We start from the raw sequence: 17,030 nt of genomic DNA on the forward strand, positions 1-17,030 counted from the left end.
CGAGTCTGCCATATTTGTTAAGTGTAACATATTTTCATCATATAAGATACAAATATATGTTATCCAATATATATATTTCTTATAAAAATATTGTATAATTACGATTATAAGAAAATAAGTTTTATCCTTGATGAAATAGATACCTGGAGGTTTATCATGAATATAGTTATTGCAATTGATTCCTTTAAAGGAAGCCTTTCTTCCATGGAAGCAGGGGAGGCGATTGGAGAAGGAATAAAACGAGTGAATCCGCAGGAGCGTATCACAATCTGTCCTCTGGCTGACGGTGGAGAAGGAACCGTAGAAGCATTGGCACATGGAATGAAGGGAACGCTTCTTTCCATACAGGTGACTGGTCCATTAGGGAAGCCAGTGATCTGTACTTATGGAATCATGGAACATACAAAGACTGCCATTATTGAAATGTCGGGAGCCGCCGGAATCACTCTGGTACCGGATAATAAAAAAAATCCTTTGTATACCACCACCTACGGGGTTGGAGAGGTGATTAAAGATGCCATTACAAGGGGATGTCGCAGATTTATCATCGGTATCGGAGGAAGTGCCACCAACGATGGCGGTGCTGGAATGTTACAGGCATTGGGATATGAGCTTTTGGATTATGATGGGAAAGAGATTCCCTTTGGAGCCATTGGACTTTCAAAGCTTAAAACAATTTCTGACCGGAATGTGATTCCGCAATTAAAGGAATGTTCCTTTTTTGTTGCCTGTGATGTGACGAATCCTCTTTGTGGTGAGCTTGGATGCAGTGCGATCTACGGACCGCAAAAAGGGGCAACACCGGAAAGGATTCAGAACATGGACAAATGGCTGGAAGAATATGCCCTCTTGTCAAAGAAATCATATCCAAAGGCAGATCCAGCCCAGCCCGGAACAGGGGCAGCCGGCGGTATGGGATTTGCGTTTCTCACCTTTACCAATGCAGTGCTGGAATCGGGAATAAAAATTGTATTGGAGGAAACCAGGCTGGAGGAGAAGGTAAGGGATGCTGACCTAGTGATTACAGGAGAAGGACGACTGGACGGGCAGACTGCCATGGGGAAAGCGCCAATCGGCGTGGCTAAGCTTGCCAAACAATATGGGAAAACCGTCATTGCATTTGCAGGAAGTGTAACCAGGGATGCAAGGGAATGTAATCAGTACGGAATTGACGCTTATTTTCCTATCCTCCGCACTATCACAACACTAGAGGAAGCTATGGAATCAGAAAATGCCAAGAGAAACCTTTCCGATACCGCAGAACAGGTTTACAGGCTTTACAGGAAAGGGACGGAAGAATAAATGACAGTTACATTTACAACCATAGGGGCTTTGATCGGGCTGGTCACAGCAATCGCACTCATAAATTTAAAGGTACAGCCAGCTTATAGTTTGATACTGGGAGCTTTGATTGGAGGTGTCATTGGAGGCGGCGGCATGGATACGACCATTGCTGCAATGATTACGGGATGCCAGGGAATGGTATCTGCTGTTTTAAGAATATTGACATCAGGAATTTTAGCTGGAGCTCTAATTATGACCGGCTCCGCAGAAAAAATAGCCGATGAGATCGTCAACAGACTTGGGTCGAAACGAGCCTTTCTTGCCATTGGCCTTGCGGCAATGATTATATGTGGAGTAGGCGTTTTTATCACCGTTACTGTAATTACCGTAGCACCTATCGCTCTTGCCATCGGTAAAAAAGCGGGATTTCCTAAGGAGGCCATTGTTTTGGCTATTATTGGAGGAGGTAAAGCGGGTAATATTATTTCTCCCAATTCCAATACCATTGCTGTGGCAGAGGCATTTCAGGTGAATTTAACATCTCTGATGATGAAAAATATGATTCCTGCTATTGTTGCTGTGCTTGTTACGGCACTGCTGGCAGCTCTCCTTTCAAAGAAACCGGGCATCCCAATTACAGATGCCGATTTAGAGCATGGCACCAACCATAGTGCAACACTTCCTCCCATCTGGGCAGCTTTAAGTGGTCCGGCTGTGGTTATTTTCTTACTGGCTATGAGACCATTGTTTCATATTACCGTTGATCCTTTGATTGCACTGCCCATTGGCGGAGTTGTGTGTACCATCGCATGCGGTCACACAAAGCAATTTTTAAAATATGCGGAATTTGGATTGAACAAGGTGATGGGAGTCTCCATTCTATTGTTGGGCACCGGGGCCATTGCAGGCATTATCAAGGCCTCTTCCCTGCCCTCTGATGTACTTGGCTGGCTCCAGATGATGAATCTGCCTACGTTCCTGCTCGCTCCGGTCTCTGGTATTTTAATGGCTGCTGCCACTGCTTCTACTACCGCAGGTTCTACCGTTGCATCACAGACTTTTGCTGGTGTGCTGACTGGTGTTGGTATTTCAGCCCTTTCTGCCGGAGCCATGGTGCACTGCGGTGCCATTGTCATTGATTCCCTGCCACATGGTTCCTTCTTTCATGCATCATGCGAACCAGTGGGCCTGACCATTAAGCAGAGAACGAAATTAATTGGGTATGAAGCAATCATTGGTTTTAGTGCAACCTTAACAGCAGTATTGCTTTATCTTTCAGGGCATTAACAGGAACGGAAATTAGTCTATATATAACACGTAAAAAGAGGACAGCCATGAACTGGCAGTCCTCCTTTTATTTGGTTTAAGATACCTCTTTTACCTTTATTCTGCCATAGATTTGTTGCACAAGGAACAGCTTGCACAGTCGGCTGGACTGCAGTGCATTCCCGGACGTAGAAAAGGTTCAATGGTGAATCCACAGGATTTTATGTAGTATCTATCCCCTTCAATCATCACTTCACCGGAATCCGGGAGAAACTTTACCGGTATGCCTGATACAGTCTGAATCTCATCGTACAGGGGATGGGCCTTTACTCGAGGAGAGTATTTTTTCAGCTCCCCTTCCTCAGTCTGGACATAGATGGAATGGTCACAGGTAATTAACCCCTTTATTTCTCCAGCCTCCGTAAAGGAAAGAGAATTGCTGTCTGCATTGATTCCATTCTGATCCGGGTCATAGGCTGTGATTCTGCCAATAGGGGTAGATACAAGAACCGGGTCTCCAGGTTCTATGGACTCCAGATTACCTGACTCGTATAAGGACAATCCCACCTTAGTCTCCACCATTCCCATAGGTGTCTTTATGACGGCTTTTTCATTTGGAAACAGGGTGATACTTTTGATGTTTCCGTTTTCATAAAAGCAAATGCCATTGATCATTGCTTTAAACTCTGAAAATCCCAGGTCAAAGGTCAGTGAGATGTTCCGCTCCCGCTCATCCTCTTCCGTCCAGAAGCCGCTTAGCTGTCCATCGAGAATAAATACTCTGTGAAGCTCTCCTGAAGGATAAAACTTGACCAGCTCTGCTGGAAGCTCTCCAATGGGGGTATATACCTCCTGCTGTTCTTCCAGAGCTACGCTGATGATCATTCCCTGTTTATTAAATTCCACAGACGGCTTCTTTTTTCTTCTGGCGGTTTCTGTGTAAGCAGGCACCAGCTCTCCTGCCTGGGTGACTATCATGTTTTTTTCGGAGAGATTCACTCCGGAAAGCTCTCCCTTTGGGTGACAGTAAAAGGATTCCACTCCTCCCAGAATGCCGTAAGGAGTCTGAATGGTTTCTCTGTCCAGTACCATATAATTTTGCATTGCTTACACCTCCTGTTAACATCGTGATTTGGTTATGGTTACATACAGCCCGCCCTCTTCTTTTCTTATCTTCTTTTCGTAGGCCGAATCCATGGAAAGCCAGGGCGGAATATGAGCACAGACCAGATGAAGCTCTAAAAAAGGAGTATCGGAAAGAAAGGGAGCGAGTGCCTTTTTTGAGGAAATCTCCGGACACTCTTTTTGCAGCTCCAATAGATTTAAGAAATAGATTCCAGGAGTCTGGGTTTGCGCGGGTCCTGCATTCTTTACCATTTCAGACCGGATTCTCTTTTTTTCATCACTCTCTTCCAGATCGGAAAGTACGCCATCAAAGGTATCTTCATCCGCTTCCTCCGTACAGAAAATCCCATATCCTTTCCGATCAAATACAGAGTATGGAATTCCATTGATTTCCTTGCAGAGAATGGCTTTTGCTCCTTCTGCAAAAGCGGCGGTATTTTGTACCTCTTCCCTTTGCTCCTTTACGGTTGTTCCTTTTATGGGCGCAAAGGAAGCCTCCCTGGCAGGTTTCCAGCCATTTTCCTGCTTCTCATAAATTGTGACCATATTGCAATCGTAAAAAGGTGCCAGCTCTCCTTCTCTGGTATAAACTGCGATTTGATCCATCTGCCGTTCCTCCTTTCTTTATTCCTCAATCTCAACTACATTTCCATGAATCAGCTTCGCCAGAAATTCCTCCAGCTCCAGCGTAGCTTCTTCCTCATCTAGATTTTTTTCCTCTGCTAAAAGTGAGACCAGCTCCGTTACCTTTGTTCCCCGCTCCAGGCTGTTCCAGAGAAAGATACAGGTCTCATTGACAGAAGGAAGGCCGTCTAAAGAACCGTTTTGGCTGTCTCTTTCATCGAATATACAAAATTCTCCTCCCAGCTCCTTTAATACGAAACCAGGCTTTAACCTAACTTGTTTGATTACCATTTCAACCCCTCAGTCTTTCTACATCAATCCCGCTTTTTATCAATTCCAAATCCTCCCTGTCATAGCCTGCACTTACCATGACTGCTCCTGTTGTGAGCCACAGGTACATTAGGCTTGAGGATTTTCGTATCATTAAGGCCAGGAGCCACGCACTGATCTCCGGCTCCTTTACACTTTGATTCATCATCTGGGCCAGAATCGCTTCTGTCTCAGTCACCCATTTCTGTTTTAAGATATCTTCTTTCCTGCAAATGCCGTACTGCTCTATGGTCTGGGCATAGGCCACAGCGTATTCAAGTCTTGTCTTTTCTTCCCTGCTTTCCAAAAGAGTATTCCCCCCAGCCAATATGACTGGTGCACACATGGACAGGCCTGCAATCCGTTCTCTTAGTTTCTGTTTATCATAGTAATTGGTTTCCGGAGCGTTGATTTTATTCTGTATGGATGCGACCCGTCTGCGAATCTCTTCGGAATCCGCATCACCAGCCAGTATGGTATAGTCGCCTGTCATTGTAAGGGTCTTGGCTCTTCCAAGCATCTCCATGGTAATGTCCTTAATTTCACAGGGATATAATCCGTCAAACACTCTGGTTCCTGTTAAAGCTGCCGCATCTTCCATAATATCTGTTTTTCTCCGCCCCAGCCCTGGCCCTTTCATGGCCCATAGGTGGAGACGGTCTTGTTTTACATTAGCAGTGAGAAGAGACAGGGCCTCCCCTTCAATCTGATCTGCGATTAAAAAGAGTTTTCTATCCCCCAGCGTTTCTAAAAGGGGATAAAGCTCCAAAAAAGATGAAAGTGTCCTGTTTATGATGAGTACAAGAACCTCTGTCATGGTTGATGGTTCTCCCACGGAAAGAGGGCCGTCAAGACGCATCCCCCTTGTTATCTCCAGCCTTGTTTCTGCGTACATGGATTCTTTTACAACCAGCTCACCTTCTTTACTGCCTTCCAGTACCATCTGGGCGGTTTTATCATCCCTTGTGATCTGACGGATTAAATTCACTTTGGAATTCGTAGAGGAAAAAGCATGGGATAGGATAGCTTCTTCCAGCCTTTCTGATGAATTCCTTAAGTCTCTTGCCAGTACAATCGGGTTTTCCCCGGAGGCTGATTTTCTTTGGTAAAGGGTAAGCAGGGAAAGAATCATGGAAGCAGTTTCCTTTGTGCCGCATCCTGTAAGGGAATTGATTTCACCAATGGCGGCGGCAGCCAGACGGATTCCCTGATTAAAATAGAGGTCTTCTCCCTCCAGCTCCTTTGCCACCTGGCTGGCAGAAAAGGTATAGCTTCCTTTTACTAAAATGCCCCCGTCCAGGGAAAGGACATTGCAAAGGCACCGAATTCCATCCGCCATTTTTTCTCTTCCGTCCTGATACTTAGTCTGACGTATCATCCTTTACACCTCCTGCCATGATATTTCTTAGTAAATCCTCGGCTTTTCTGATGTCCTGGCTGGTGACTCCTAAATCAAATTTCCGGTTGGCACCATGGACAAACTCGTAAAGATTACAGTTTCCAGCACGCTCTCCTATTCCCAGTAAGGTTCCATCCACCATATCGGCCCCAGCCAGTGCCATGACCATGGAGTTGGCAACTGCCATACCAAAATCATTATGCTCATGGACCTCCACCTGGATGCCGGTCTGTTTGATTTCCTGAATCAGGGCTCTTGCCCTTCTTGGAAATAAGACTCCTACGGTATCGGCAAGGCGTATGACCTCTACCCCCTGCTGTTTCATCAATCGGATTAAGGAAATTAAGAACGCGACATCAGCCCGGGAGGCATCTTCTAAGCCAACGGTTAAGGGAATATTATAATCCTTTGCCACCTGAATGCATTCCATTAGTGTGTTTTCAATCCATTTTTTGTTCTTTCCTATTTTATTATATATTTGTGAGTAGGAGACAGGAGTTCCCACATGGATGAGGTCCGGTTTTTGTCTGGCGGACTCTTCGATATCTCCTGCATTCAGACGGGACCAGACGGAAACAATTGCCTGTTTTTTCTGCTTCATAATCTCACTTAAGTAATTAACGCCTTCTGTTCCGGTGTCATAGATGCCCGCTTCTATTTCATGGATTCCGATGCGGTCTAAATAAAGAGCCAGTCGGATCTTATCCGATGGAGAAAAAACGATGCCAGGGCACTGCTCCCCGTCACGAAGGGTAGTATCAACTATTTTGATTCGTCTCTTCATATTTTTCACACTCGCTCAATATTATTAAAAACTCTTCATCGGTTACTTCTCCGCCTTTTTTCATGCTCTTTCGTTTTACCATATCTAAAAGCTGACCAACATCATATTTTCCCTCGCAGTCAAACTCTTTCAGCTTATATCGAATGGAGGTGCCGCCGGAGTGCTTTCCTAATACCACCTTTCTGGAGGCACCCACCAGCTCAGGCGCAAAGGACTCGTAATTGGATGGCTTTTTTAATACTCCATCCACGTGAATGCCGGATTCAATGTGAAATATCTTCCGGCCGATGACTGGCGTATGATCAGGAATTTCTGTCTTCGTCATTTCTTCAAATAAATCTCTAAGGAGGGTGAGCTTTTCAAAGCTGTGATTTGGCTTATACCGCTCCACCACCCTCATGGCCAGGAGCACCTGTTCTGTTGCTGCCTTATTGCCAATGCCTGTAAAGGTGGTCATAACCGTACCATTGTGATGGTACTGGAGATAATCAGCCGCAATGGCTGATGCACAGTAGTAGGAGTCCTCCGGGTAAAGTATAGGGGATACTGCCATTAAAAGCTTCATCCCCCGCTCATAGATGTCCCGGCTTTCATAGATCAGCAGATCGTCGAGGCCGGTCAGCCTCAGCTTTTTATCCGCTTCCATATCTTCTAACCCCTTTAGCTCCCATAAGTCATTGACCTGAATGTTTCTGATGCTCCTTCCCGTACCGTCGCAGAAGGAAGATAAGAAAAAATGAACTCCAGGATACTTCATATTTTCCGCCAGGCTGGGAAGCTCCATATAATAAACTATTCCCTCCGGCAATTCTCCCTTTAACAGGCGGTAGACTTTTGGGGATAAAACTACCCCTGAAACAGAAAGATTTCCCAGCCCTTCGATAAAACCAGAAGCCAGTTCCTTTGTCAGTGCAAAATCATCAAGCATTGTCAGTGTAGCATCAATTATCTTCATCATCCCACAGCCCCTCCTTTTGCGTGTGAATTTCTTAGATCATTAAATCATCGACTGGCACTCCCCCCTCAAAATGTTCCTCTACAATCCGCTCTACATCATCCTCTGACACATTGCCGTACCAGACTCCTTCTGGATAGACCACTACCACCGGTCCTTTGTCACAGATGCCGAAACATCCGGTATTATTAATGACCACGTCCCCGGTTAAATCCCTGTCTTCAATTTCCTGCATAAAGCTCTGAATGATATCCACGCTGCCTTTTTGAAAACAATAGCCTTTTTGAGTTCCATTGATTCTGCAGCTGGTGCAGATGAATACATGATATTTTGGCTGTACCATTTGACTCCTCCTCTTTACATGGCAGCGGCTGCCTTTTTCACCGCATCTTCGATCATGTCATAGGTATTCACTGGTTTGATTCCCAGCTCTGCCAGCTTTCTCGTTGGCTCCATACCGATCCGCATGGCAATGACTCCATTGCAGCCCTCTATTGCCGCCATAATTCCTTCCATCTTAGTTTCCTTTTCTCCGCATTCCTCTTCCCCCATGCAGTACTGCTCAACCTTTCTTTTTCCGGCGAAACGCACCTCTCCATTTAAGTAATCATAGAGATAAAATTCTTTTGCATGACCAAAATGAGTATCTACGATGACTCCGCTTTTTGAAGCTACCGCAAACCGGTACTTTGTGGTAACTGTCTGGGGATTTTTTGGTTCTTCATTTAAAAATCCTTTCAGCTCTATGGATTTATCATCGGTTAAGGTTCCCACGGCATCTGCCCGGCAATGCTGGCAGTGATACATCTGGGGCATGATCTCCTCACACTGTTTTCTGATCTCCGTCAGCTGCTTATTGGAAATAGGCTCTACCTGTTCAAATATACTTCCCTCTACCGGAATCATCTGCATGATATTGGTAATAAAACACCCCAGGTCTTTTACCGTTTTCACTACTTCTGCTACATGGCCGTCATTGATTCCCCTGACGGTTACAATGTTTACCTTAACAAGAACACCGCTTGCAACGAGAAGACGGATTCCTGCCAGCTGGTTTGCCACCATAATGGCCCCTGCCGCATCTCCCGTATATTCCTTTCCCATGAACCGGATGTACTGATACATCTGGCCGCTGATATGAGGGTCCACCGCATTTAAGGTCACAGTTACGTGGGAGACCGAGAGCTTAGCCAGTTCCTCCGCATAAAGGGGAAGCTTTAATCCGTTGGTGGATAAACAAAAGGTAACATGAGGATCATGAGCCCGGATCAGTTCAAACAGGGACTTTACGCTCTCCCAGTTTTCCAGTGCTTCCCCCGGCCCGGCAATCCCTACCACCGTTAAGTTTGGCATCTTTTCCTTTACCGCCAGATAACGGCTTAGTCCTTCCTCCGGGGTGAGAATCACAGAGGTAACTCCCGGACGGCTTTCATTGGGGCAGTCAAATTTTCTGACACAGTATTTGCACTGGACGTTGCAGGCCGGTGCCACCGGAAGATGAATCCTTGCAAACTTATGACCCTTGCAGTTATAGCAGGGATGCTCCAGAGTCTTTCGTCTCATTTCCTCTTCTCTCGTACTTATCATAGGCTCCACTTCCTTTTCCTTGGTGTCGATTAAAGTATCTTTATAATAGTCCTTGTAAAGGGCTTCCCGAAAACTTGTTTCTGTGGTATCTATCAGGTGGTTGGATATCTCATCCATGTATTCCATGGAACCTTCGTACCCCAGCATCTTTAATCTCTGGCCTCCTACGTGGTCGTGAATGGGAAATCCTCTCCGCACCAGGGGAAGTTTTAAATCCTCTGCAATCCTTCTGCCATCGGAATTCCCCACCAGTATGTTAGCCTTGCATTCAATTACCATAGCCTCAATTTCTTTAAAATCCGCTTTGTCTATAACCTTATACTCTTCCTCCAGATAAAGGTCTGCCAGCTTTTCTATCTCAGGACCGGCTTTCTTTGCCAGCTCCGGACAGGCAGTTCCAGTGGCGCACACAACAGGCAGAATTCCGGATTCACACATGAGACGGATGGTGGAATACACCATATCCGGCTCTCCAAAGACAGCGGCTCTTCCGGCAGAGTTGTATTTGTGGGAGTCGATCATGGAATCCAGATACCGGCCTCTTTCCTTTTTAAGCTCCTCAGGTATCTCCTTTCCTGAAATCTCTGAGAGGGTATTTAAAAAGGTGTCGGTATCTCTTAATCCCACAGGGAGGGGAATTCTTACAAATGGAACCCCATAGGTTTCCTGCAAATATTCTCCCACAGAATTCTTTCTTTCAAAATCGCAGATTTCCAGGGTAATTTTTGCTCCGCCCATTTTCTTTAACTCTGAGATACTGGTTCCATAATGGGGAAGTCTTTTATACTCCTTATGGTGCTCCCCATCCAGATTTTCAGAAAGGTCAGGAAGGAGTATGGCTTCCAGTCCAAACAGCTTTAACATGGATTTTATGTATCTGGTATCCCCTGGGCTTATAGGGGCAGTCACCACATTCACCAGATTGTTTTTCCCGCTGTCCATTATAATAGAAGAAACCATGGAATAGAGTGCTCCGAAATACCCGTCGTACTGACTCCCGCCATATCCTGGGGAAGGACATGAGATGAGTGTGATATCCTTATACTCCGGATGCTCCTCTTTAAAATCATCTAAGATTCCGGGGACATCTTCGCCAATAGTCTCTGCTAAGCATGTGGTCATGACTCCAATGATATCCGGATGGTAAAGCTCGATTAAATTATTCAGGCCTTTCTTTAAATTCTCACTTCCCCCGTAAACAGTTCCTTCCTCTGTGAGGGAAGAGGAAGCAATGTCCACAGGTTCATTGTAATGGGTCGCCATATGTCTGCGGATGTAGGTCGCACACCCCTGAGAGCCATGAAGAATGGTCATGGAATTTTTCAGACCATAAAATGCAGTCGCACTTCCCATTGGCATACACATCTTACAGGGATTGATATTTAGATTTACCAGAGGTTCTACCTTACTTTTCATTCTCATTCCGCCTTTCTGTCAGCTTACAAATTCCCATACCGAACTGTTTATGCTTTTATTGATTTCCATGGTAAAGTTGTAAACCCCCTCAAAGCCTGCCAAAGGTATTTTCCGTTCGTGATTGTGATCGCAAAAGGCGATGCCCAGCTTATAAGCCAGGGGCCGCTCTTTTACTCCCCCTACCAGGATATCAGCTCCTTTTTCCCGCATAAAGGTCTCAAGCTCCGCAGGATTTGCATCGTCAAGGATTACAGTTTCCGGCTCCACCAGGCTCTCTATGATTTCGTAATCTTCCTTTTTTCCTGTCTGAGTTCCCACAACCACGGTTTCAATTCCCATGGCTTTGAACTGGCGGATTAAAGATATGGCCTTAAAGCCTCCCCCTACATAAATTGCTGCTTTTTTTCCCTCCAGATGTTTCCGGTATTTTGCAAGGAAGCTGTTTAATTCTGCCTCTTTTTTAGAACAGAAGGCAACTGCCTTTTTCCTTGCTTCTTCATCCTTAAGTGCTTCTGCCACCCGGATCAAAGAAGCCGTGGTATCCTCGATTCCAAAGAAGCTGACCTTTAAAAATGGAATGCCAAATTCTTCCTCCATCCGATTAGCCAGATAGGTGCTGGACCCTGCACACTGGACGATGTTTAAGGAAGCTTCCGGTGCCTTTATCATCTGCTCATAGCTGCTATCCCCCGTAAACCCGGATATGACATCAATCCCCATTTCCTTAAAATAATTCTTTATAATCCACATTTCCCCTGCAAGATTAAAGTCTCCTAAGATATTGATAGCCTTTCGTTTCTTCTTCCCCTTAAAAGGAAGAATCACCTTCATAATGGCATCGCAGGCCATACGGTAGCCGGTGGATTTATTCCCGGAGAAACCGGGGGATTTTACGGGAATGACCGGAATCCCATATTGTTCCGACTTCATCCTGCAAAGAGCATCCACATCATCTCCGATGACTCCTACGATACAGGTGGCGTAGATGAAAATCAGCTTTACCTTCTCTTCTTTTTCCATTAACTCATCCACTGCTGCCTCCAGCTTTTTGATCCCTCCGAAAATAATATCTGTCTCCTGCAGATCCGTAGAAAAGCTGTTGCGGTAAATATCTTCTCCGCTTGTTAAGGACCCTCTGATATCCCAGGTATAGCTGGAACAGCCAATGGGACCGTGGACGATATGATAAGCATCTGTAATGGGATTTAAGACGACCCTGGCTCCGCAGTATACACAGGCCCTTTGGGACACGGAACCGGATATACTGTTGCTGTCACAGCAGATCCCGCCCTTTGGGCCGTTGCATCCCTGGGTTACGACAATAGAACTTTTTCTGGCATCTAATACATTTTTGTTGCAGCTCTCCGCTTCCATGACCATGCTCCTTTCAAGCCTCTGACGACAAAATACCACAATAGGGAGGGGTCGGCTCCCTCCCTGGTTCCTTTGTTTACTGGTTTACATTACTACTTCAAAATCTTCATCTGCCACATCCCGGTCCAGACGGTCCATTAAGGTATCTACGATTTTTTCCACGTAGCGGATTCCTCCTGCGTAACCAACGGTGGCCTGAATGGGGTTGCCATACCGGTCAAGCACTGGAAATCCCATCCGCACCATTGGAATGTCCTCTGCCTTTGCAATCTGCTTTCCATAGCTGGACCCAAGAAGGAGATCGACGGTCTCGTTCTTAATCAGCTGATGAAGGTAGAATAAATCGGTATCCGCCTTTACCACATACTCGCTTTCATCCACTCCGTACTGATCCATAAGCGCTTTAATTTCCTTCTCCCACCGTTCCTTTGGTGTTCCGGTGATGATATACTTAGGACTCATACCAAGCTCCAGACACAGAGAGGTAAACGCATACACAATATCAGGATCGCCGTAGATGGCTGCCTTTTTCTTATAAACATACTGGTGGGCATCTAACATTAAATCCACCAGACGGCCTCTCTCATCCTCAAGCACAGAGGGAACCTCTTTCTTCGTAAATTTCTGAAGCTCCAGAATGTACTGATCTGTAAGCTTCACTCCCACTGGCACTGGAATGTTTGAAAATGGAACCTTATATTCCTTTTTTAAATGCTCCGACGGCTCCAGACTGCAGTAAGTTCCCATGGAAATAAGCTTTTCACAATCCCCAAGAGCTGCAATGTCCGCACCACTGGTTCCTGCGTTGCTGTGAAAATATTCATTTTTGCCATCCATGGGGTGATCCAGGATTCCATCGTGATCCGGGAAATAGATATATTCCGCACCCATAAGACCCGCAATCCTCTTTAACTCTCTGTCATCTCCGGGATTGACCCAGCCTGGGAAAATAGCAACCTTTCCGTTTGGCTCTCCCGTTTTCTTTGTCATATATTTCATGAAACCAATCATCATATTGGCATAGCCCTGAATATGAGAGCCTTCATAAGAAGGAGTACTGGCATATAAGACGGTCTTTCCTTCCGGCACTTCCACATCGAAAATATAGGAACCAACGTCATCTCCAATGGTCTCGGAAAGACAGGTGGTATGTATGGCCATAATATCCGGATTATAGATATCAAAGACATTTTTCACAGCCGTAGTGATATTGCTTCTTCCGCCAAATACGGATGCTCCCTCTGTAAATGAGCTGCTGGATGCAATGGCCGGTTCTTTAAAATGTCTGCTAAGCACGGTTCTGTGATAGGAACAGCAGCCCTGAGACCCATGGGAATGGGGCATACATTTTTCTGCACCAAGGGCACAGAACATGGCACCTACCGGTTCACAGGTCTTGCATGGGTTTATGGTCATATGGCGTTTTTCCATAATTTCTTTTGGGGTCAATTCAAGCATCAGCCTACACCTCCTAACGTTCCTTCCAGCATTGGGGTTACCTTCCACGGGGGCTTAACGAGAGCCCAGGCATTGGTATACAAACTCATGGAAACATCTCTTCCAAAAATCACAGCTCCCCGAAATCCGGCATAGGGACCGGAATAATCATAGGAATGCATCTGTCTGGATACCACACCGCCGTGCTGAATGGCGTATTTATCCTTGATTCCTGAGAAGAAAATATCAGGTTTGAATTCTTCGATCAACTGGTCTGTCTCAAACATGTTATAGTCATCCACGACTACATAGCCTTTTTTCATATCCCGTATCATACCATCATAGGTGTCAAGCTCTACTCCTGACTTTCTCATGGTATCCATTACTTCTTCCGAGTAACGGTCCTCAAAGCCTGGTTCACGCTCTACCGAAATCTCTTCGATATTTTTGGAATCTGCATCTGCCTTTATCAGGGGAATGACTTCACGTCCTTCGTAATCATCCCGGTGAGCGAATTCATAGCCTGCAATGGTGGTTTCCATACCAAAATCCCTTAAAAGCATCTGGTAATGATGGGAACGGGAGCCTCCTACAAAGATACCGGCGGTCTTTCCCTTTAATTTGGATTTGTAATATTCCATATCCTCATTGATTTCTGCCAGTTCCTCTGCAATGACTTCCTCTGTCCTCTGTGTAAGCTCCGGGTCATTAAAATAGGTGGCAATCATTCGCAGGGATTTACAGGTCGACCCCACTCCGATAAAGTTTACCTTAATCCAGTCCACACCGTATTTGGTCTTCATCATCTCTGCTATGTAATTGATGGACCGATGGCACATGACCAGGTTTAAATCTGCCAGATGGGAATTTTTAATGGTCTCATAGGAACCGTCACCAGTAAAGACCGAAACCACCTCATAGCCGATTTTCTTTAAGATACGTTCCTGCTCCCAGCCATCACCGCCAATGTTATATTCCCCAAGCAGGTTTACACTGTATTTGCCCTTTGGCGCTTCTTCCCCTTTTCCAATGACATAGCGCATCAGGCCGTTATTTGCAATGTGGTGTCCTGCGGACTGGGAAACTCCCTTATAACCCTCGCAGGAATATCCGATTGCAGTGATTCCATACTTTTCTTCCACCCGTCTTGCCACGGCCTGCACATCATCACCAATCAGACCAATGGGACAGGTAGAGCAGATAAAGATACACTTGGGGTTAAAAAGCTTCATGATCTCGTCAATTCCCTCTTCCAGCTTTTTCTCTCCCCCAAACACGATATCAGATGGTCTCATATCCGTACAAAAAGAATACGGTACAAAATTTGGCTCTCCTTCATAGGAAGGCTTTGCCTTGTTTCTTCTGGTAGACCAGGAATAAAATGCACAGCCAATGGGTCCGTGGGTAATGACCACAGAGTCTTTCATGGGTCCTACCACAACGCCCTTACATCCGGCATAACAGCATCCTCTAGCTGTAATAATTCCTGGTATTGCCCTGGTATTGGCAGCGATTTCATCTGGCTTCTCTGCAAATTCCAGCTGCGTAATGTGACTCTTTCGATTCTTAAATACTCTGGATGAATATTTATCCAGCAATATATCTCGTTCTTTTGCCATTGCCTTCACCTCCTGTCAAAAAGCATCCCTGGTGTGCTCGCCGCTTCTTACGGTATACGCCTCGTATATGGGGAGCACAAATATTTTTCCATCCCCTGGATTTCCTGTCTGGTTTGTCTTAATAAGGATATTTACCACATCCTCTACCTGCTCATCTTCCACAATCAGAGTGATCAGCCGCTTTGGAATCCACCGAAAGGACTCTGTCAAATGTTCTCCCTGGGAAGATAAGGGAAGCTCTCCGCTTTCTATGACCAGACTGATAAGCTCCGGATCAATCCGTTTCTTTCCTCTGCCAAGCACCGACCGGCAGGTAAAAGCCGGAAAACCGCCTTCTGCCAAGGCTTTTTTGGTGGGATTGATTTTATTGACCCGGATAAATGCCATTACCTCTTTCATAATAATCATTCCTTTCTTAAAAGCCCTTTTACAGTCCTTTTTTGCCTGTGCTGACGGTATAAGCCTCTTCAATGGGTGATATAAAGATCCGGCCGTCTCCGTAATTACCCTCGCCGGTTCTGGCTGTTCTTAAAATCACCTTTACCAGGTCATCCTTATCTTCATCATTGCAGAAGAATAACAGCATTTCCTTTGGGATCTCATCATAGTGAATTTCTCCTACTGTGATTCCCTTTTGCTTTCCACGTCCATAAACGTCCATTTTGGTCACTGCCTGGAATCCTGCTTCTGCTGCCTCTTTCATTACGTGATCCGCCTTCTCCGGCCGGACGATCGCTCTCACCAATACCATATTTTTTCTCCTCTCCCTGTTTGGTTAGTCCATAACGCCGTACTGCATCAGAATCTCTTCCAATTCATCGATCTTCATTGGATTCGGAATGACGAACATCTCATTGTCATCCACTTTTTTTGCCAGGTTACGGTATTCGTCGGCCTGAGCCTCATCCGGGGAATAGTCAATGACAGTTCTTTTTCTGATCTCCGCTCTCTGTACGGCATTGTCACGGGGAACGAAATGGATCATCTGGGTTCCGATTTTAGCGGCTACCGCTTCCACCAGATCCTGCTCCTTATCTACCTTTCTGGAATTACAGATAAGTCCGCCAAGCCTTACTCCTCCGGTCTTGGCATATTTGGTGATACCTTTGGAAATATTGTTGGCTGCATAAAGAGCCATCATTTCTCCGGAGCATACGATATAGATTTCCTGGGCCTTTCCTTCTCTGATGGGCATTGCAAAGCCTCCGCATACAACATCTCCAAGTACGTCATAAAACACATAATCCAGATCGTCGGTATAAGCGCCAAGCTGTTCCAACAAATTAATAGAAGTAATGATTCCCCGCCCGGCACATCCAACGCCTGGCTCAGGACCACCGGACTCCACGCCCTTGATTCCGCCGTAGCCTTCCTTCATGACTGCCTCCAGTTCGATGTCATCGCCTTCATCACGAAGGGTGTCAAGAACTGTTTTCTGGGCCAGACCTCCAAGAACCAATCGGGTGGAGTCTGCCTTTGGATCGCATCCTACAATCATAATGTGTTTCCCCATTTCGGCAAGACCAGCCGTTAAGTTCTGGGTCGTCGTTGATTTACCGATTCCGCCTTTTCCATAAATAGCAACCTGTCTCATAGCTAATTCCTCCTTACATTAAGAAAAGAGGCAGAAGGCAGATACATAGGTATCCTGCCATTCCACCTCTTCGTGAATAGAATAGAAAACAAAACCACTTAGGTTGCTACTACTATATCTGTTTTAAACAGCCAATTCAATACAGCACTATGTACAAATGAAAGAAGGGCTATGGGGAGCATTCTATACAAATATTACTTATATGCCACTTCAGCCTTCGAAAAAAGAGCTGGATCACCAGCTCTCTCTTCTTAAGT

At 45.6% G+C, this 17,030-nt stretch carries 16 protein-coding genes; 2 read left to right on the plus strand and 14 right to left on the minus strand.

Annotated features, from left to right (window positions below; translation table 11 throughout):
* Positions 1–156: 156 nt before the first annotated feature.
* Entirely contained in the window at positions 157–1,302 is a 1,146-nt protein-coding gene (locus tag OW255_RS16580) for a glycerate kinase family protein (protein WP_268114694.1), read from the plus strand.
* On the plus strand, positions 1,303–2,571 hold the full coding sequence (locus OW255_RS16585) for a GntP family permease (protein ID WP_268114695.1): 1,269 nt from the start codon (positions 1,303–1,305) through the stop codon (positions 2,569–2,571). It abuts the gene before it with no gap.
* A 96-nt stretch (positions 2,572–2,667) separates the two neighbouring features.
* Here OW255_RS16585 and OW255_RS16590 read toward each other — a convergent pair whose 3' ends face one another.
* From OW255_RS16590 to nifH, 14 genes are all read right to left on the minus strand, one after another.
* The gene (locus tag OW255_RS16590; protein ID WP_024838767.1) at positions 2,668–3,654 is read right to left on the minus strand and encodes a hypothetical protein; all 987 of its coding nucleotides are present in this window, start codon (positions 3,652–3,654) and stop codon (positions 2,668–2,670) included.
* Between the two features lie 15 nt (positions 3,655–3,669).
* Positions 3,670–4,281: a Fe-only nitrogenase accessory AnfO family protein gene (locus OW255_RS16595; RefSeq protein ID WP_268114696.1), complete on the minus strand. Its 612-nt coding sequence runs from the start codon at positions 4,279–4,281 to the stop codon at positions 3,670–3,672.
* Between the two features lie 18 nt (positions 4,282–4,299).
* On the minus strand, positions 4,300–4,590 hold the full coding sequence (locus tag OW255_RS16600) for a PqqD family peptide modification chaperone (RefSeq protein ID WP_268114697.1): 291 nt from the start codon (positions 4,588–4,590) through the stop codon (positions 4,300–4,302).
* Between the two features lies 1 nt (position 4,591).
* Positions 4,592–5,986, minus strand: coding sequence for a TCP-1/cpn60 chaperonin family protein (locus OW255_RS16605; RefSeq protein ID WP_268114698.1), 1,395 nt, complete (start codon positions 5,984–5,986; stop codon positions 4,592–4,594).
* Positions 5,970–6,791, minus strand: a complete 822-nt coding sequence (locus OW255_RS16610; RefSeq protein ID WP_024838771.1) for a beta/alpha barrel domain-containing protein — start codon at positions 6,789–6,791, stop codon at positions 5,970–5,972. The genes OW255_RS16605 and OW255_RS16610 overlap by 17 nt, the downstream gene beginning before the upstream one ends.
* The gene (locus tag OW255_RS16615; RefSeq protein WP_024838772.1) at positions 6,766–7,749 is read right to left on the minus strand and encodes a homocitrate synthase/isopropylmalate synthase family protein; all 984 of its coding nucleotides are present in this window, start codon (positions 7,747–7,749) and stop codon (positions 6,766–6,768) included. The genes OW255_RS16610 and OW255_RS16615 overlap by 26 nt, the downstream gene beginning before the upstream one ends.
* Positions 7,750–7,780: 31 nt before the next feature.
* Complete coding sequence (locus OW255_RS16620; RefSeq protein WP_024838773.1) at positions 7,781–8,089, minus strand: 2Fe-2S ferredoxin; 309 nt, start codon at positions 8,087–8,089, stop codon at positions 7,781–7,783.
* Positions 8,090–8,103: 14 nt separating this feature from the next.
* A complete protein-coding gene (locus OW255_RS16625; protein ID WP_268114699.1) occupies positions 8,104–10,749 on the minus strand; it encodes a nitrogenase component 1 in 2,646 nt (881 codons plus the stop codon).
* Between the two features lie 18 nt (positions 10,750–10,767).
* Positions 10,768–12,123 (minus strand): nitrogenase iron-molybdenum cofactor biosynthesis protein NifE, encoded by a 1,356-nt coding sequence (gene nifE, locus OW255_RS16630; RefSeq protein WP_024838775.1) that lies wholly within the window; start codon positions 12,121–12,123, stop codon positions 10,768–10,770.
* An 84-nt stretch (positions 12,124–12,207) separates the two neighbouring features.
* Positions 12,208–13,581, minus strand: a complete 1,374-nt coding sequence (locus tag OW255_RS16635) for a nitrogenase component 1 (RefSeq protein ID WP_024838776.1) — start codon at positions 13,579–13,581, stop codon at positions 12,208–12,210.
* Positions 13,581–15,179 (minus strand): nitrogenase component I subunit alpha, encoded by a 1,599-nt coding sequence (locus OW255_RS16640; protein WP_024838777.1) that lies wholly within the window; start codon positions 15,177–15,179, stop codon positions 13,581–13,583. Before OW255_RS16640 ends, OW255_RS16635 begins: the two co-directional genes overlap by 1 nt.
* A gap of 15 nt (positions 15,180–15,194) precedes the next feature.
* The gene (locus OW255_RS16645) at positions 15,195–15,578 is read right to left on the minus strand and encodes a P-II family nitrogen regulator (protein WP_024838778.1); all 384 of its coding nucleotides are present in this window, start codon (positions 15,576–15,578) and stop codon (positions 15,195–15,197) included.
* Between the two features lie 28 nt (positions 15,579–15,606).
* Positions 15,607–15,930: a P-II family nitrogen regulator gene (locus tag OW255_RS16650; RefSeq protein WP_024838779.1), complete on the minus strand. Its 324-nt coding sequence runs from the start codon at positions 15,928–15,930 to the stop codon at positions 15,607–15,609.
* A gap of 24 nt (positions 15,931–15,954) precedes the next feature.
* The gene (gene nifH / locus OW255_RS16655) at positions 15,955–16,773 is read right to left on the minus strand and encodes a nitrogenase iron protein (RefSeq protein WP_024838780.1); all 819 of its coding nucleotides are present in this window, start codon (positions 16,771–16,773) and stop codon (positions 15,955–15,957) included.
* Between the last annotated feature and the right edge of the window lie 257 nt (positions 16,774–17,030).

This window comes from Lacrimispora xylanolytica, from assembly GCF_026723765.1.
Taxonomy (GTDB): domain Bacteria; phylum Bacillota; class Clostridia; order Lachnospirales; family Lachnospiraceae; genus Lacrimispora; species Lacrimispora xylanolytica.